The 16,885-nt window shown below is 58.9% G+C and carries 15 protein-coding genes and 1 pseudogene; 6 read left to right on the forward strand and 10 right to left on the reverse strand.

The window, feature by feature from the left end:
- Positions 1–4: 4 nt before the first annotated feature.
- From AO068_RS08260 to AO068_RS29695, 3 genes and pseudogenes are all read right to left on the reverse strand, one after another.
- Positions 5–1,009, reverse strand: a complete 1,005-nt coding sequence (locus tag AO068_RS08260; RefSeq protein ID WP_058408099.1) for a sugar ABC transporter substrate-binding protein — start codon at positions 1,007–1,009, stop codon at positions 5–7.
- 216 nt (positions 1,010–1,225) lie between these two features.
- Complete coding sequence (locus tag AO068_RS08265) at positions 1,226–2,404, reverse strand: methyl-accepting chemotaxis protein (protein WP_410003677.1); 1,179 nt, start codon at positions 2,402–2,404, stop codon at positions 1,226–1,228.
- A pseudogene (locus AO068_RS29695) lies at positions 2,378–2,899 on the reverse strand (MCP four helix bundle domain-containing protein); the annotation flags it as partial. The gene AO068_RS08265 and the pseudogene AO068_RS29695, both read right to left, overlap by 27 nt.
- 162 nt (positions 2,900–3,061) lie before the next feature.
- Here AO068_RS29695 and AO068_RS08270 point away from each other — a divergent pair.
- Positions 3,062–3,490 carry a VirK family protein gene (locus AO068_RS08270; protein ID WP_058408101.1) on the forward strand — a complete coding sequence of 143 codons (429 nt, stop codon included), beginning with the start codon at positions 3,062–3,064 and terminating at the stop codon, positions 3,488–3,490.
- Between the two features lie 324 nt (positions 3,491–3,814).
- Here AO068_RS08270 and AO068_RS08275 read toward each other — a convergent pair whose 3' ends face one another.
- Positions 3,815–4,267, reverse strand: coding sequence for a DUF3237 family protein (locus AO068_RS08275; protein ID WP_058402371.1), 453 nt, complete (start codon positions 4,265–4,267; stop codon positions 3,815–3,817).
- 401 nt (positions 4,268–4,668) lie between these two features.
- Here AO068_RS08275 and AO068_RS08280 point away from each other — a divergent pair, with 401 nt between their 5' ends.
- Complete coding sequence (locus tag AO068_RS08280) at positions 4,669–5,436, forward strand: C1 family peptidase (protein WP_058402347.1); 768 nt, start codon at positions 4,669–4,671, stop codon at positions 5,434–5,436.
- A gap of 5 nt (positions 5,437–5,441) precedes the next feature.
- Here the strand turns inward: AO068_RS08280 and AO068_RS08285 are convergent, their stop codons facing one another.
- A complete protein-coding gene (locus tag AO068_RS08285; protein WP_057401213.1) occupies positions 5,442–6,641 on the reverse strand; it encodes a XylR family transcriptional regulator in 1,200 nt (399 codons plus the stop codon).
- A gap of 182 nt (positions 6,642–6,823) precedes the next feature.
- Here AO068_RS08285 and xylA point away from each other — a divergent pair, with 182 nt between their 5' ends.
- The 4 genes from xylA to AO068_RS08305 all read left to right on the forward strand — a co-directional run bounded on the left by xylA (position 6,824) and on the right by AO068_RS08305 (position 12,068).
- The gene (xylA, locus tag AO068_RS08290) at positions 6,824–8,140 is read left to right on the forward strand and encodes a xylose isomerase (protein WP_002553370.1); all 1,317 of its coding nucleotides are present in this window, start codon (positions 6,824–6,826) and stop codon (positions 8,138–8,140) included.
- Between the two features lie 139 nt (positions 8,141–8,279).
- Positions 8,280–9,281 (forward strand): D-xylose ABC transporter substrate-binding protein, encoded by a 1,002-nt coding sequence (gene xylF, locus AO068_RS08295; RefSeq protein WP_054077933.1) that lies wholly within the window; start codon positions 8,280–8,282, stop codon positions 9,279–9,281.
- A gap of 93 nt (positions 9,282–9,374) precedes the next feature.
- Complete coding sequence (xylG, locus tag AO068_RS08300) at positions 9,375–10,931, forward strand: D-xylose ABC transporter ATP-binding protein (protein ID WP_058408102.1); 1,557 nt, start codon at positions 9,375–9,377, stop codon at positions 10,929–10,931.
- Positions 10,932–12,068 carry a sugar ABC transporter permease gene (locus AO068_RS08305; RefSeq protein ID WP_058408103.1) on the forward strand — a complete coding sequence of 379 codons (1,137 nt, stop codon included), beginning with the start codon at positions 10,932–10,934 and terminating at the stop codon, positions 12,066–12,068.
- 22 nt (positions 12,069–12,090) lie between these two features.
- On the opposite strand, the gene AO068_RS08310 is transcribed toward AO068_RS08305, so the two are convergent.
- The 5 genes from AO068_RS08310 to AO068_RS08330 are packed head-to-tail and all read right to left on the reverse strand — an operon-like array spanning position 12,091 to position 16,882.
- Positions 12,091–12,525 (reverse strand): RidA family protein, encoded by a 435-nt coding sequence (locus AO068_RS08310; RefSeq protein ID WP_058408104.1) that lies wholly within the window; start codon positions 12,523–12,525, stop codon positions 12,091–12,093.
- A 40-nt stretch (positions 12,526–12,565) separates the two neighbouring features.
- A complete protein-coding gene (locus AO068_RS08315) occupies positions 12,566–14,149 on the reverse strand; it encodes a flavin monoamine oxidase family protein (RefSeq protein WP_058408105.1) in 1,584 nt (527 codons plus the stop codon).
- 22 nt (positions 14,150–14,171) lie between these two features.
- Positions 14,172–15,101: an ABC transporter substrate-binding protein gene (locus tag AO068_RS08320; protein ID WP_005733125.1), complete on the reverse strand. Its 930-nt coding sequence runs from the start codon at positions 15,099–15,101 to the stop codon at positions 14,172–14,174.
- 28 nt (positions 15,102–15,129) lie between these two features.
- Positions 15,130–15,915, reverse strand: coding sequence for an amino acid ABC transporter ATP-binding protein (locus AO068_RS08325; RefSeq protein ID WP_004665212.1), 786 nt, complete (start codon positions 15,913–15,915; stop codon positions 15,130–15,132).
- Positions 15,908–16,882, reverse strand: a complete 975-nt coding sequence (locus AO068_RS08330) for an amino acid ABC transporter permease (RefSeq protein WP_002553360.1) — start codon at positions 16,880–16,882, stop codon at positions 15,908–15,910. Before AO068_RS08330 ends, AO068_RS08325 begins: the two co-directional genes overlap by 8 nt.
- Positions 16,883–16,885 lie beyond the last annotated feature (3 nt).

A 16,885-nucleotide genomic window follows, 5' to 3' on the forward strand; every position in this document is an offset into this window, starting at 1 on the left:
TGCGTCAGTTATCGCCCCTGAGTTCCTGCACTTGCGGCAAGTTGGCGGCCGTGGTCAGCAAGGTCGGCACCTGAGTCTCTTTGGGCAGGTCGCGTTGCCCGGCCAGGTAGCGAGCGACGTTCTGCACCGCGGTCTTGCCGATCAGGGCCGGCTGCTGCGCAACCACCGCACCAATCGGCGAGTTCTCACGGCGCATCAGCTCAAGCACTTCCGGGGTGCCGTCGACGCCATAGGTCTTGATTTCAGTTCTTCCGGCGTCGATCAGTGCCTTGCTGGCACCCAGCTGGGGAATGTCCCAGGCCGCCCAGATCGCCGAAACACTGCCTTTGGGGTATTTGTTAAGCAGTGCCGAGACTTGCGAGTAAGCGTCCTGAACCGTGTTGGGAATGACGTCACGCAACTCCGGCTCGATGATTTTCAGTTCCGGATGATCCTTGAGCGCCAACTTGAGCTGGTCGTAACGAATGGCACACACCGGCACACCATAAAAGCCGTTGAACACCAGCACGTTGCCCTTGCCACCCGCGTCTTTGATCAGTTGCCCGGCCAGTGCCTTGCCGGTGGCAATGTTGTCCGAGGTGGTGTTGTTGAGGCTGTATTGCGACGGTGCATCGATGGTGAACAGTGGAATCTCCGCCTTGCTGATGCGCTTGAGCCAGGGGTCGATAACGCTGAGTGTGCCCAGGGTCTGAATCACCGCGTCGGGTTTTTGCGTAACCACGGTCTGCAGTTGATTGACCAGGTTCTTGTCGTTGCGACCTGCATCGAGCGTTATAGGCGTGCCACCCAGGCGCTTGACCTCATCCACCTGCGCCTGAAACGTCTTGATATCGAAGTAGTGACTGGTACCGGTCATGCTGATCGCGATGCGCTTGCCCGCCAGCGAAGGTACATCGCTGTCATCGGCATATGCCGTCGCGACAAAGCTGGTGGCCAACACGGTCAGCGCCAGAGCGCGCCCTAATGCACGCAGGCGGGTTGGCTGGTAAATCGGGACGGCATCAGGCATTCGGGTGGCTCCGCTGGCTCAGGAAAACAATCCTGATCAGCAGTGCACAGGTCATGCCCAAAGCCCTGCGGTTACGCTGGCAACGGCGCAGAGCCTGGCTTGCAGGCTATTGCGCCGAATTGCGTCTAGGCTGATAGCCGACGCTTCAGGCCCAAGGCGGCGAACACATTGTCGATTCGCTGTTGTCCGGGCAACAGCAAGGTCATGCCTGACTGCTTAGCCAAGCTTGAACTGCCTAAGGGTAGTAGTCAGATCACTCGCCAGTTCGGCCAGCGACTGACTGGCACTGCCGGTCTGGCCGGTGCGCACTGCCGACTGCGCCGACAAGTCACGGATTCGTACCAGGTTGCGATCCACTTCGCGCGCGACCAGCGCCTGCTCCTCAGAAGCGCTGGCGATCACCGTATTTCGCTCATCGATGACCATGACCGAACTGGCGATACTGGCCAGCACGGCGTTGGCCGACTCGGCCTGCTGTTTGGTGCGTTGGGCCTGCTCGGTACTGACTTCAAGCGCCACCAGCGTGCTCTTGGTGCCCTGCTGGATGTGCCCGATCATGGTCTCGATCTCACGGGTCGACTCGCTGGTGCGATGAGCCAGCGCGCGAACTTCGTCCGCAACTACGGCAAAACCCCGCCCGGCATCGCCAGCCCGTGCCGCCTCGATGGCGGCATTGAGGGCCAGCAGGTTAGTTTGCTCGGAGACTGCGCGAATAACATCCAGGACCTTGGTGATATCCAGCGTGCGGGTTGCCAGCGCCTGCGCCTCGACCGACGCGGTGCCGACATTGCGGGTCAGTTCAAGGATCGACTGAACGGTTTGATTGAGCTCTTCCTGACCTTCGCGGGCCGACACCGAAGAGGCTTTGGATTCTTCCGAGGTGGCCACCGCATTTCGCGCTACTTCGTCGACCGCCTGGCTCATCTCGGTAACGGCGGTGGCGGCCATTTCTATCTCGCTGTTCTGCACCACAAGGTCAGCGTTGCTGTTGACCATCAGCACACTCATTTGCTCTGTGGCCGAGGCCAATTGGTGAGCGGCATCGCCCACCTGACTCAGGGTCTGGCTCAGATTGCCGCGCATGCGCTCCATCGATTGCAGCAAAAGGGCCGCTTCATCAGTGCCCTCACGGTTGATTGCGCTGGGACGCAGGTCGCCCGCAGCAATGGTTTCCGAGCTGTGCAGCGCCTGACTGATCGGCACTGCCAGACTTTTGGTCAGGCGCCAGGCGAGCAATACGGTCAGTAACACCGTCAGAAACATAACCCCCTGAGTGACGATCAGGGCGTTTTCATACACCGAAGTCGCTGCAGCGCTGGATTCGGCTTCGGAGTCATCATTGATCTTTTCCAGCTTGCCAAGGGCGGCTTCGATACTTTCCGCCATGGCCTTCATCTCGCCCCAGACGAGCGCCCTTCCGGCCTCTGCCTGATTCTCGTTGATCAGCGTATAGACCTTTTCGCCACGCTCGATGTAGCCCTGATAAGTGCTCTTCAGACCCTCTACGAGCGCGCGCTCTTCATCATCGGTGATCAGCGGGTCGTAGGCCTCTACGGCCTTTTGAAAACCAGCCTTTCTTTCAAGGAACTCGTTGTGAGCCTGAGCTACCTGCGCAAGATCATGCGTGGCAAGCATTTTGGCCACGGTGGTGCGGGTTTTCTCGACCGCCAGGGCAATATCGTCACCCAGCGCAATCCCTGGAAGCGCGTCGTTTTCGATTTCAAGCGATTGCTCACGAATACCGTGCAATTGCTGAATGCTAAAAATACCAAGCCCGAACACCAGCACCACCATCAACGCAAAGCAGGCGGAGGTCCGCGCGGCTATTTTCAGCTGTCTCAGCATGTTCAATCCCCTTCCCGTGGCTGACGAATAAATTAGCACCGTCATTTCTATCGGCTGATCGAGAAAAAGAATGAAGAACGTCGAATCAGAGCCGTGCCACTGCTATTCAGGGCCCACTTCAAGGAAACCTTATGGTAGGTTTCGCGACGCTCGATAACCACGAGATGACGGTCTTTTCAACCTTCAGACTGACTTACTGGAGTTGCCATGAAATATTATTACGCTGCCGCATTACTTGCCCTTGCACTGCCCGGTGCTGCTCACGCTGGCGACGCGCTGGTCAGCTACCCCGCTATCATCCAGGCGTTGAACACCGGAGAGTCGGTCGCTGTGGCGATTGATCTTGGGCAATGCAAGTCTTCGGTCGCGGGTGCCGAGCCGTCCAAAACCAAAGGCGGCAAACGCATCGATGCCTACCGCATCACTCCCGACGGCACCCTCGCGTTCTCGGACAGCCACTTCACCCTCGATCGCGATAACAAGCCCATCGAGCAGTTCATTCGCTACCAGATACGCTCTAATGGCAGTGCCGTATTCAGCATGACGACGCTGAGTGTTCCCGGCTACCAGCAGGTCGGCAATCCGGTGAGTTATGAATGCGCGATCGGCAAAGGACTAAGCTTTTTTGCCAGCTAGTAACGGTCACGCCACAACCAAATGAACCAGACATATATCCGGCGTGGGCGACAGACCGTCCTCACGCCCATGGAAGTAACGCTTGAATTGCTTATTGGTGGACAATTTCGAGCACTTCAAAGCCGACTGATAAACTGAGAATGGTTGAACCCAGCCTGCACGCAAGCCGCCTTGTCAGACTGACCAGTCTCTGGTTATATACATAACCAGCAAAAATGATTTAAACGCCATTACTCCGACCCGCCAAGTGTCAGCGACAAGGTTTATACCTTGATAACACACTTGACACTTGCTTTCACACCCACGCGCTTCTTTGAAGGCTCTCTATATCTCGTTAACCTGATAAATACTGACACGCAGGCGGTCATCCCCGGCTTTTATATTTAATCTGCCGACGTACAGGTTTCTCTGCAGGTAATCATGAGCGCCGGAAGGAACGCTGAACTGTTTGCTGCATGTGCACCGACAGCGCGATTCGGCGAATGGCGCGCGGTCCGTTTCATCGAAGGCCACGAGCCCTTCTCCGACGACATCTATCTTTGTTCCGTCGTCAGTCAGCAAGGTGTAGTACAGGCTGAATCGTGCAAGGCTGTCATCCTGGGGCACGAGAAAAAGGCTACCTCCCGGAAGAACCTGCCCCTGCAATCGATCGCCGTTAAATTCTCCTCCCAGTATCTCACCGCTGCTGCGTTGCCCTCGTTGAGGGTTACAAAGCGCTTGCGGCTTATCGATACGCAGGTGAGCAGCCAGTATTTCATGCAGTTGCATCGTCTCCATCCCTCTACCCCTCATCTTGCATGCGGTGGCTCGCGCCTGCCCATAACTGTACCGAGGTGTATCTTTTAGCCCGGACATCGCATGCTGTCAATTTAAATGTACCAGCTGGTACGCTTATGAGGCTTAGGATAAGCGTCTGTAAAGCAGTATCGTTTTGCCACTTTCGATAAATCTCTGTGGCTCGTACCCAGCGCAGAAAAAAGCGGAAAGTCTATTCCGCAAGTTCATTTAAAAATTGATTCACATGGCCTATTACTCAACTAACAGTACTGGCCAAATGAGCCCACTCGGCCAACTCATAGCTCACTACTTACTAAATGAAGTTTAATCCGCGCCTGCCAAAAACCTGTTTACATGAGGACTGTCAACTTTTCCGACAGTGTCTTACAAGGAGATACGAAATGACCTATACCGTGAAACAGTATGGATGGATTCGCGATCTGCCTGATCATCGCGATCATCTTTATGCGGCCCCCACAACGGCGCTGGCGGCGCTCCCACACATGGTTGATCTGCGCCCCCATTGCCCGCCCGTATACGACCAGGGCCAACTGGGCAGTTGCACCGCAAACGGTATTGCCGGAGCGATTCAGTTTGATCGCATGAAGCAAAAGCTGACGCCCGCGTTCGAGCCCTCGCGGTTGTTTATCTATTACAACGAACGGGTCATTGAGCATACCGTCGATTCGGACAGCGGCGCGATGATCCGCCACGGAATCAAAAGTGTAGCGGAGCAAGGTGATTGCCCTGAAAAAGAGTGGCCTTATGACATTGAAAAGTTCGCTGTCAAACCTCCGGCTGCCTGTTACAAGGACGCTAGTAAATACAAAGCGGTGTCCTACCAGAAGGTTGCGCAAAACCTCAACCAGATGAAAGGCTGCCTGGCGGCAGGCTATCCGTTTGTCATTGGTTTTTCCGTCTACGAAAGCTTTGAAAGCAAGAAAGTCGCCCAGACCGGGCATGCCCCGATGCCGGGCCCTCACGAAAAAATGCTCGGAGGGCACTGCGTGTTGGCAGTGGGCTACAACGATGCCCACCAGCATTTCATCCTGCGCAACTCATGGGGCACTGGCTGGGGCATGGAAGGCTACTTCACCCTGCCCTACAGCTATCTGCTGGATGAAAATCTGTCCACCGACTTCTGGACGATAAGGGTCGTGGCTGCCTGACCTTCTCAGGCAACCGGGCATTGCACTGCCGCATTGACACCTTGCAGGTACTCTCGCGGCGTGCAACCAAATTCCCGGCGAAAGACCGTATGCAGGTATTGCGCCGACCGGAAACCACAATCGCGGGCGATGTCGGCAATTGCGCAGTCAGTGTTTTGCAACCCGTGTGCGGCAGCGGCCAGTTTGAAACGCAGGATCTCGTCATGCACGCTGCAGCCCCGCACCCGGCGAAAGTGCGCCTCCAGCGACGAGCGCGAAACGCCCACATAAGCCGCTACCTGCGCGGTCTTGATACCCTGGCACGCGTACTGCCGGATAAACAGCAACGCCTGCATCACATAGGGGTCCCCCAACGGTTGATGCAGACTCGAAGCCTGTACGTTGACAGCGTCCGGCGGTATCAGAATGTGGGTGCCCGAAGACGGCATGCCGTGCAGCATCTGGTGCAGCAGGCGCGCGGCGGTTCGGCCCATGGTGTCGGTGCCTTGAACCACCGAGCTCAACGGCACCCGCGTGAGGGTTCTGGTCAACGGATCGTTGTCGATGCCGATCAGCGCCACTTGTTCGGGCACAGCAATTCCGGCAGTCAGGCAGGCCTGTAGCAACTGACGGGCGCGGGCGTCGGTCACCGCGATGATGCCGATCGGCTTGGGCAGGCTTTGCAGCCAGGCGATCTGCTGTTCTACAGCGCTGTCCCAGAGCGGTGCACTGGTGCCCAGGCCGCGATAGACCTCGGCGTGCAGGCCGTCGCGCTGCAGCAGTCGACGAAAGGCCTGCTCGCGCTCCTGCGCCCAGCGATTGGCCTGAGCCTCAGGCAGACTGAAGCAGGCAAAGCGGGTCAGCCCGGCCACTATCAAATGCTCGTAGGCGGCCTTGATCAAGGCGTGGTTGTCGGTCGCGACATAGGGGATGCCCTTCGGGTAGGCGCGCTCATCCTGGTAGGAACCGCCTACCGCCACCACCGGCAGCCTGATGCCGGCCAATGCCTCACCAATCAGCGGGTCGTCGAAGTCGGCAATGATCCCGTCACCCTGCCAACGCTCGATGCCTTTCAAGCGACAGAGAAAATCTTCCTCCAGAAACAGATCCCAGGACACCCGGGTACTGCTTAGGTAGTTGCCGATGCCGCTGATGATGCCGCGGTCATAGATCTTGCTGCCGTTGAACAACAGTGCAATGCGGTGAACGGGGGGTACGGTTTTCATTATTTTTATGCCGGATTTTTATATCGATTCGATAAGCACTACGTCTCTCAACACAGACTAGGCCCGTAAAGGACCAAGCTCAATACTCAAAATCGCACTGTGCGTTGACGATTTTCATAATCAGCAGGCCCAAGGCCGTTGCTAGTATCGAGGCATCGCCAAGAACAATAAGGAAAACGCAGATGCCGTACTTCCCCGCCGTCGACAAGGTTCGCTATGAAGGCCCTGACAGCGACTCGCCCCTTGCCTTTCGTCACTACGATGCCGACAAACTGATTCTCGGCAAACCCATGCGCGAGCATTTGCGCATGGCGGCCTGTTACTGGCACACGTTCGTCTGGCCGGGCGCCGACATGTTTGGTGTCGGCACTTTCAAGCGTCCATGGCAAGGTTCCGGGGACCCGCTGGAGCTGGCTATCGGCAAGGCTGAAGCAGCTTTCGAGTTTTTCTCCAAACTCGGCATCGACTACTACAGCTTCCATGACACCGACGTGGCACCGGAAGGCAGCTCGCTCAAGGAGTATCGCAACAACTTCGCGCAGATGATTGATCAGCTGGAACGTCATCAGGAACAAACCGGGATCAAGCTGCTGTGGGGCACCGCTAACTGTTTCAGCAACCCGCGCTTTGCCGCAGGGGCCGCCAGCAATCCGGACCCTGAAGTATTTGCCTACGCCGCGACTCAGGTGTTCAGTGCCATGAACGCCACCCAGCGACTCAAGGGGGCCAACTACGTCCTGTGGGGCGGTCGTGAAGGCTACGAAACCCTGCTCAACACGGACCTCAGGCAGGAGCGCGAACAGTTGGGCCGCTTCATGCGTATGGTGGTCGAGCACAAACACAAGATTGGCTTCAAAGGCGACTTGCTGATCGAGCCCAAGCCGCAGGAGCCCACCAAGCATCAGTACGATTACGACAGTGCTACGGTGTTCGGTTTTCTGCAGCAGTACGGTCTGGAAAAAGAGATCAAGGTCAACATCGAAGCCAACCACGCGACCCTGGCCGGACACAGCTTCCACCACGAAATTGCCACAGCAGTCTCGCTGGGGATCTTTGGCAGCATCGATGCCAACCGCGGCGACCCGCAGAACGGCTGGGACACTGACCAGTTCCCCAACAGCGTCGAGGAGATGACCCTCGCCACCTACGAGATTCTCAAGGCCGGTGGTTTCACCAATGGCGGCTACAATTTCGATTCCAAGGTCCGTCGTCAGAGCCTCGACGAAGTCGACCTGTTCCACGGCCACGTTGCCGCCATGGATGTGCTCGCCCTGGCGCTGGAGCGCGCAGCGGCCATGGTGCAAAACGATAAGCTTCAGCAGTTCAAGGACCAGCGCTACGCAGGCTGGCAGCAGCCGTTTGGCCAATCCGTACTGAGCGGAGGTTTCAGTCTCGCTTCGCTGGCCGAGCATGCGTTCGCCAACGACCTCAACCCACAAGCCGTCAGCGGTCGGCAGGAATTGCTTGAAGGAGTGGTCAACCGCTTTATCTACTCCTGAAGCAAGGCTGAACGGACGCCGCAGTGACATTCTCACGACAAATCTGTGCCCGCGGCGTCCGACAACGTTCTACAGTTGCACCGGCATTACGCTGCACATCATGAAGTGTCTTTCGAACAACAATAAAAGGACGCACCCTATGAACACCCTGAAACGCACGCTGCTTGCCAGCGCTCTGGCCTTGCTGTCCCTGCCGGTCATGGCCGACTCCGCCCACCCGAAAATCGGTTTTTCCATTGATGACCTGCGTCTGGAACGCTGGTCACGCGACCGTGATTACTTCGTTGCGGCAGCGGAGAAACTGGACGCCAAGGTCTACGTACAGTCGGCGGATGCCAACGAGCAGAAACAGATATCGCAGATCGAAAACCTCATCTCTCGCGGCGTCGATGTGCTTGTCATCGTGCCGTTCAACGCCACCGTGCTGACCAACGCCGTTGCCGAAGCCAAGAAGGCCGGGATCAAAGTGGTGTCTTATGACCGGCTGATCCTCAACGCCGACATCGACGCTTACATCTCCTTCGATAACGAAAAGGTCGGCGAAATGCAGGCCGGCGGCGTACTGAAAGCAGCGCCCAAGGGCAACTACTTTTTGCTGGGCGGAGCCCCCACTGACAACAACGCCAAGATTCTGCGCGAAGGTCAGATGAAGGTGCTGCAGCCAGCCATCGACAAGGGCGATATCAAAATCGTCGGCCAACAGTGGGTGAAGGAATGGAACCCCACTGAAGCCCTGAGCATTGTTGAAAATGCCCTGACCCGAAATAACAACAAGATCGATGGCATCGTCGCGTCCAACGACGCCACCGCCGGGGGCGCAATTCAGGCACTGGCCGCACAGAAACTGGCCGGCAAAGTGCCCATTTCGGGGCAGGATGCGGACCTGGCGGCGGTCAAGCGGGTCATTGATGGCACCCAGACCATGACCGTCTACAAGCCGCTGAAGCTGATTGCCAGCGAAGCCGCCAAACTGTCGGTGCAACTGGTGCGCAACGAGAAGCCTGCCTTTACCGCGCAGTACGACAATGGCAGCAAGAAAGTCGACACCATCCTGCTGACCCCGACACCGTTGACCAAGGACAACATCGACCTGCTGGAGAAAGACGGGTTCTACACCAAGGCGCAGATGGGCGGCCAGTGAGCTATCGATAATCAGTCGATAGAAAGCCTGGGCCTGTGCAGAACGGCTGCGCAGGCTCAGGCACGCCCTTGGATCCCCGTGTGAGCCTGTGCCATGTCCGACTATCTGTTGCAAATGAACGGCATCGTCAAAACCTTTGACGGCGTCAAAGCCCTGAACGGCATTGACATCAAGGTCCGGCCCGGTGAATGCGTCGGCCTGTGCGGCGAAAACGGCGCGGGCAAGTCCACGCTGATGAAGGTGCTGTCAGCGGTTTACCCCTACGGCACCTGGGACGGCGAGATCCTCTGGGATGGTAACCCCCTCAAGGCGCAGTCAATCAGCGAAACGGAAGAAGCCGGTATCGTCATCATTCATCAGGAACTCACGCTGGTGCCTGACCTGTCGGTGGCCGAAAACATCTTCATGGGTCATGAACTGACGCTCCCGGGTGGGCGCATGAACTACCCGGCCATGATCCATCGCGCCGAAGTGTTGATGCGTGAGCTCAAAGTGCCAGACATGAACGTGGCACTGCCGGTTTCCCAGTACGGCGGCGGTTACCAGCAACTGGTGGAAATCGCCAAGGCACTGAACAAGAAAGCTCGTCTGTTGATCCTCGACGAGCCGTCCTCTGCCCTGACACGCTCGGAAATCGAGGTGCTGCTGGACATCATTCGTGACCTGAAAGCCAAGGGCGTGGCGTGCGTGTACATTTCGCACAAACTCGATGAAGTGGCGGCCGTGTGCGACACCATTTCAGTGATCCGTGATGGAAAGCATATCGCCACCACCGCCATGTCGGGCATGGACATCCCGAAGATCATCACCCAGATGGTCGGTCGCGAAATGAGCAACCTTTACCCCACCGAACCCCATGAGATCGGCGAGGTGATTTTCGAGGCGCGGAATGTTACCTGTTACGACGTCGATAACCCCGGACGCAAACGGGTCGACGACATTTCGTTTGCTCTCAAGCGCGGGGAAATTCTCGGCATTGCCGGGCTGGTCGGCGCAGGTCGCACCGAACTGGTGTCCGCGCTGTTCGGTGCCTACCCGGGCCGATATACCGGTGAAGTGTGGCTGGACGGCCAGCCTGTCGACACACGCACGCCGCTCAAATCAATCCGCGCGGGCTTGTGCATGGTTCCCGAAGACCGCAAGCGTCAGGGCATTATTCCGGACCTGGGCGTTGGTCAGAACATCACCCTCGCGGTCCTCGACAGCTACTCGAAAATGACCCGCATCGACGCCGAAGCCGAGCTGGGCAGCATCGACCGGGAAATCTCGCGCATGCACCTCAAGACAGCCAGCCCGTTCCTGCCGATCACCAGCCTGTCTGGTGGCAACCAGCAGAAAGCCGTTCTGGCGAAAATGCTTTTGACCCGACCGCGCGTGCTGATCCTCGACGAGCCCACCCGCGGCGTCGATGTAGGTGCCAAGTACGAGATCTACAAGCTGATGGGCGCGCTGGCGGCCGAAGGTGTATCGATCATCATGGTCTCTTCGGAGCTGGCCGAAGTGCTGGGCGTGTCCGACCGTGTGCTGGTAATTGGCGAAGGCCAGTTGCGCGGCGACTTCATCAACCATGAACTCACTCAGGAACAGGTGCTCGCCGCTGCGCTCAGCCACCCCGATGCCCCTGACAATAATGCCCGGAAGACCGCATAGATGAACCAGGTCAAACAGTTCTTCACCCGCTACAAAATGCTTGCGCTGGTGATTGCCATCGCGGTTATCTGGCTGTTCTTCAGTTGGCAGACCGACGGCGGGTTTCTGACCCCGCGCAACCTTTCCAACCTGCTGCGGCAGATGTCCATCACCGGCATTCTGGCGTGTGGCATGGTGCTGGTGATCATCAGTGGCGAGATCGACCTGTCGGTGGGTTCATTGCTGGGCCTGCTCGGTGGCCTGGCGGCGATTCTCGATGTGGTCTACCACGTGCCGCTGCTGGCAAACCTGAGCGTGGTTGCGCTATGCGGGCTGATGATTGGCCTGGCCAACGGCTACATGACGGCCTACCTGCGCATTCCCTCCTTTATTGTCGGGCTGGGCGGTATGTTGGCCTTTCGCGGCATTCTGCTGGGGATCACCGGTGGTACGACCATCGCCCCGGTATCGCCTTCGCTGGTCTACGTTGGCCAAGGGTATTTACCGCACTCTGTCGGCACAGGGCTTGGCGTACTGTTGCTGGCGCTGACGTTGTTTCTGACCTGGAAACAACGGCGCAACAGAGCACTGCACGGGCTGGCGGCACACTCGATGATTCGTGATGTGTTACGCGTGGTATTGATCGGCGCTGTGTTGGGCGGGTTTGTCTATGTGCTCAACAGCTACGACGGAATCCCCGTTCCGGTGTTGCTGTTGCTGGTCCTGCTCGGTGTGTTCAGTTATGTCACCAGCCAGACGGTTTTCGGACGTCGCGTCTATGCGGTGGGCAGCAACATGGAAGCCACGCGGTTATCCGGCATCAACGTACAGGCCGTAAAACTGTGGATCTTCGGCATCATGGGCGTCATGTGTGCCTTCGCCGGGCTGGTCAATACCGCACGCCTGGCTGCAGGCTCGCCCTCGGCCGGCAACATGGGTGAACTGGACGCCATTGCCGCCTGCTTTATCGGCGGCACCTCCATGCGCGGCGGCTCGGGCACTGTCTACGGTGCCCTGCTTGGCGCGCTGGTCATCACCAGTCTCGATAACGGCATGTCCATGCTCGACGTCGACAGTTACTGGCAGATGATCGTCAAGGGCGGCATCCTGGTGCTGGCGGTGTGGGTGGACGTCAGTACCCGGGCCGCACGGCGATAGTCGAGCAACTGACGGCACTGGATCAAGCAGGTCTGGCCGCGATGGCTTCGACCTCGATCAGCGCACCGGGCAATGGCAGCGCCACTACCTGCAAAGCGGTGCGCGCAGGTTTCAAGGGTTGCTCGGGGGTGCCGAAAAACTGCGTGTAACCGGCCTGCAGGCCCGCAAAATCAAGCTTGCCGCCGGTTTCCTCGGCCCCCACCAGAAACACTCGTAACTGCACGATATCGCCCAGGTCAAGATCCTGTTGCCGGAGGATATTGCGCAGTTTGCTGAACACCGAAACGCTTTGCACTTCAGTGTTGCCATAGGCGGCAGGCGTGCCCGCCGGAGCGTGTGGGTCGGCAAGGTCGGGCAAAGTGCCGCTGATGAACACCAGGCTGGCCGAGGCAGGCACGGTCACGGTTTGCGAGATTGGAAAATCGCCGACGCTGGTACGTTGAATGCTGTCGCTCATGGTGTCTCTCCCCAATAGATGTTGATGCTGCAATGAAGGCTCACGACGCCGCGAGGGCCGCGGTCTGCCGTTGCTGGATGACCCGCTCGGCCAGTTGCCCGACCACATGGCGCGCCGAATTGGCGGCCGATTCCTGCCAGATACCCACGCCGCTCTGCACCAGCCCGTCGCCAGCGAAGTAAACCCGGCCATGAGGTTCATCCAGCAAGGCGCTGGCGTCGGCCGGGAAATGTTCGCGTTGCAGCCACGGGCCTTCGCTGTAAGGAATCTGCTCCCAGGACACGGCCAAGGGGTTACGCAAGTGATGCGAGTAACCGGGATGCAGCAGTTCGACCGCCTCTCTGGAGGCTGCGTATTGCGCCTCGAACGGTTTCGCGCCGAACACGTCGGCACCCTCCCCGGTCACGTAACCGGCGACGAGCAGGCCATCGCGGGTGTTCAAGTCATTGCTCGGGTACCACAGCAGGCGCGCCGGATGGTCGATCCAGGACAACCCGCCATAGGTGCGGTAATCGGTTTCCCAGAAGCGCGGGGATTGCCACGCCACCTTGGTCGCCTGATCGTTGCGGGTGCTCAGCAAAGCGGCCTTTACCGGATTACTGAAGTCGGTATCCAGCCTGGCCAGCAACGGCAACGGCAGGGTCGAGACCAGATAATCGGCGCGTACTACCTGTTCGCGGCCGCTGTGTCTGTCGTGATAGGTGACCGCCACACCGTCTTCCAGTTGACGAATCTGGCGCACCTGCGCGCCCAGTTGCACCTGTTCGGTGAGGCGCTGGTAAAAGGCGTCGGTGATGCGGTCCATACCGCCGACCGGCTGAAACATGGTCGCCGAGAACTCGGGAAACTCAGTGTGCAGCAGCGCGCCCCACAGCTCGGGATGCAGCAGGCGCTCCAGCTCTACCGGCTGCGCACTGGTCGGCAATGCCCCCGGATGCGAGAGCGACTCCTGATGTCCGGAACGCAGGCTGCCCTCATAAGCCAGTTCCTGCGAGAGGTCGCCATACACCTGCAAAAACGCTAACAGGCGCTGACGCTCTTCGCCGCTCAACACATCGTCCAGAGCATCGCGCTGCACCGCCGTGGCCAGTAGACCCGAGAGGTGGCCACGGGCGTCGTTGATAGCCTGGCCGACAGTGAACGCGGGCTGTTGCAGGTCCGGGCGGACCTGAGCGCCATGACTGCTATTGACCAGCACTTCAAGCGGCACTCCCAACTCGCTGCAATAGTCGAGCAGCGTGCGGTGCTGGCTGGGAATCCGCGCTGGCCCGGCATTGAAATACAGCCCGGGATCAAAGCCCACGGTCTGCGTGCGACCGTCCTTGTAGTCCACCTGATCGCCGCTGCGCAACGTCCAGTTGCGGCCGCCCACTCGATCACGGGCCTCCAGCACTTGCACAGTAAACCCTGCCCGCGTCAATTCCAACGCAGTCACCAGCCCGGCGATTCCGGCACCCAGCACCAGTACGCGAGTGCCCTGCCCCAGCCCGCTTCCGAGTTTCAGAGGTTTTGGCCGCCGGTGTGATGAAGGCCCCAGCCCCAGTACCGCAAGCGCGTCCTTGACGGCTTTTTCGCCACCTACCGCAGCAATGCTGGAAAGTGCTTCACGTCGTGTCAGTCCCATGTCATTTGCTCCCTTGAAGGCCTCAATCCGGTAAGCCGGGCGGGTTGATCAGCGACTTGTCGACGCGCTCCACATCCAGGCCCCAGCGCTGCAACACTTGCTCGTACTGCCCGCCGGCAATCGCGCCTTCAAGGGCGGTATGAATCGGTTTGACCAGACCGTTGTCCTTGCGCGTGGTCACGGCGATATCAGCCTGCAGTGGCCAGCCGCCGTTAACCGTGCCGACCCGCTTGATGCCTCCGGTGATGGCGGCCGAGTAGGCATACACCGAATTGGGCCCGAACAGCGCATCACTGCGCCCCGACTGAATGGCAAGCTGCGCAGCCGCCTGATCATCGAAATACTGCAACAGCGCAGGCTTGATACCAGCCTTTTCGTTAGCCTCGTTCCACGCCAACAGGACCTTTTCCTGATTGGTGCCGGAGCCGACGATGATCTTCAGCCCCGCGATGTCCGACGCCTGTTTTATCTCGCTGATTTTGCTGTTGGTCTTGACATAGAAGCCCAGGACATCCTGGCGGTAGGTGGCGAAATCGAAGCGTTTCTTGCGCGCTTCGGTCACAGTGACGTTACTGATGACTGCGTCGTATTTGCCCGAACTGACGCCCAGCGGCCAGTCCTCCCAACTGGTCTGCACCACGTTCAATTGCAGGCCCAGGCTGTCCGCCACCAGTTGCGCGGTGTCGGCCTCGCTGCCGATGGTGGTCTTGTCATCATTGGCCAGCAGCGCCAGGGGCGGCCCCGCCACACCGGAGACGGCCACGGTGAACTTGCCTGGCTGGGCAAACTTGAAGCCCGCCGGGATCTGCGCAATGGCCGCTTCGTTACGCGGTACATGAATGCGTTGCCGGTCAGGACTGAGGTCGACCGGTTGCGCGGTGGAAGCAAAAGCACTTTGCGCCACGCTGACGGCTATCGTCAGCAGGGCTACGCGGGCGGTATTCACTAGCATCAGCAATCACTCCTTGAAAGCGGGAAATTCACAGCACCTTGCCGAGAAAGGCAGCGGTGCGAGGGTGTCGGGGATGGTGGAAAACCTGTTCCGGCGGCCCTTGCTCAATCAACTGGCCATCGCACAGAAACACCACGTGATCCGCCACTTCCCGGGCAAAACCGATCTCGTGGGTCACTACCACCAGCGTGACCCCCAGTTGCGTGAGCCCTTTGATGACATCCAGCACCTCGCCGACCAGCTCGGGGTCGAGGGCTGAGGTAGGTTCATCAAACAGCAGCACCTTGGGGTCCAGCGCCAACGCACGGGCAATGGCGACGCGCTGTTGCTGGCCCCCGGAAAGCTGGCGTGGGTAAGCGTCCACCTTGTCTGCCAGGCCAACCCTGGCCAGCAATTCACCTGCTCTTGCCTGCGCCTCGGCCTTGCTCCAGCGTTTATGGGCCAACGGTGCTTCAGCAATGTTTTCCCAGGCAGTGAGGTGCGGGAACAGGTTGAAATTCTGAAATACGAAGCCGACCTCGATGCGCCGCTTGAGGATTTCGCGCTCCTTGAGCTCATAGAGCAGATCACCCTTACGCCGATAACCAACGTAGTCGCCGTCGATGGTGATGTAACCGCTATCGATCTTTTCCAGGTGGTTGATGGTGCGCAACAGCGTGGACTTGCCCGAGCCGGACGGCCCGAGAATCACCGTGACCTTGCCCGGTTCAATGCTCAGGTCAATGTCCTTGAGCACCTGCTGGCTGCCAAAGCGTTTGCCCACGCCCTGGATCTGAATGCGCCCTGCGCGCACGGGTGCAGAGGCTTCACTCATGATGCTTCTCCTTCAACCAGCCGCGCACTCGCTGCAAGGGCGTGGGCGGCAAAACACGCGCCGTGCCACGAGCAAAGTGTCGCTCGACGTAGTACTGCGCGCTGGTCAACAGCGTGGTAATGATCAGGTACCAGACGGTGGCAACAATCAGCAGCGGAATCACCGCCTGGGTACGGTTGTAGATGACCTGCACGGTGTAAAACAGCTCTGGCAAGGCCAGCACGTAAACAATGGAAGTGCCTTTGACCAGGCCGATGATTTCGTTGAAGCCCGAAGGCAGGATCGAGCGCAGTGCCTGGGGCAGAATGATGCGGAAAACCCGACGCGAAGCCGGCAAGCCCAGGGCTGCGGCGGCTTCATGCTGGCCAGCATCGACACCGATCAGCCCGCCACGAATGATTTCTGCGGTATACGCCGCCTGCATCAGGCTCAAGCCCAGGACCGCCACGGTGAATTGACTGAGCACGTCGACCGTTGACCATTCGGCGAAGACCAGATCGGTAAACGGCACACCCAGTACGATGTGGTCGTACAGGTAGGCGAAGTTGTAGAGAATGATCAACACCAGCAGCGCCGGCATCGAGCGAAAAAACCAGATGTAGCCCCAGGCCAGCGCAGCCAGCAGCGGTGAGCCGGACAGGCGTGCCAGCGCCAGCGCCGTGCCGAGAATGATGCTGAACACGGTGCTGAGCAGTGTCAGCAGCAACGTCTGGGCCAGGCCGCGCAGCACTGACGGCGAGAAGAACCATTGCCCGAACACGCCCCACTCCCAGCGCGGATTGGTCGCCAGCGAATGCACGATGGCGACCAGCACCAGTGCGGCGAATATCGACCCCACCCAGCGACCGGGATGCCGGGCGGGTACTACTTGCAACGCCTTGATCGGTGGTTGTGCTACCCGGCTCTGGCGCAGCGGGTAACGGCTGGTTTCGTCGATGAAGTCATAGGGTTTGGCGACAGTGGGCATGCT

It is taken from the genome of Pseudomonas sp. ICMP 3272, assembly GCF_001466905.1.
Lineage (GTDB): Bacteria > Pseudomonadota > Gammaproteobacteria > Pseudomonadales > Pseudomonadaceae > Aquipseudomonas > Aquipseudomonas amygdali.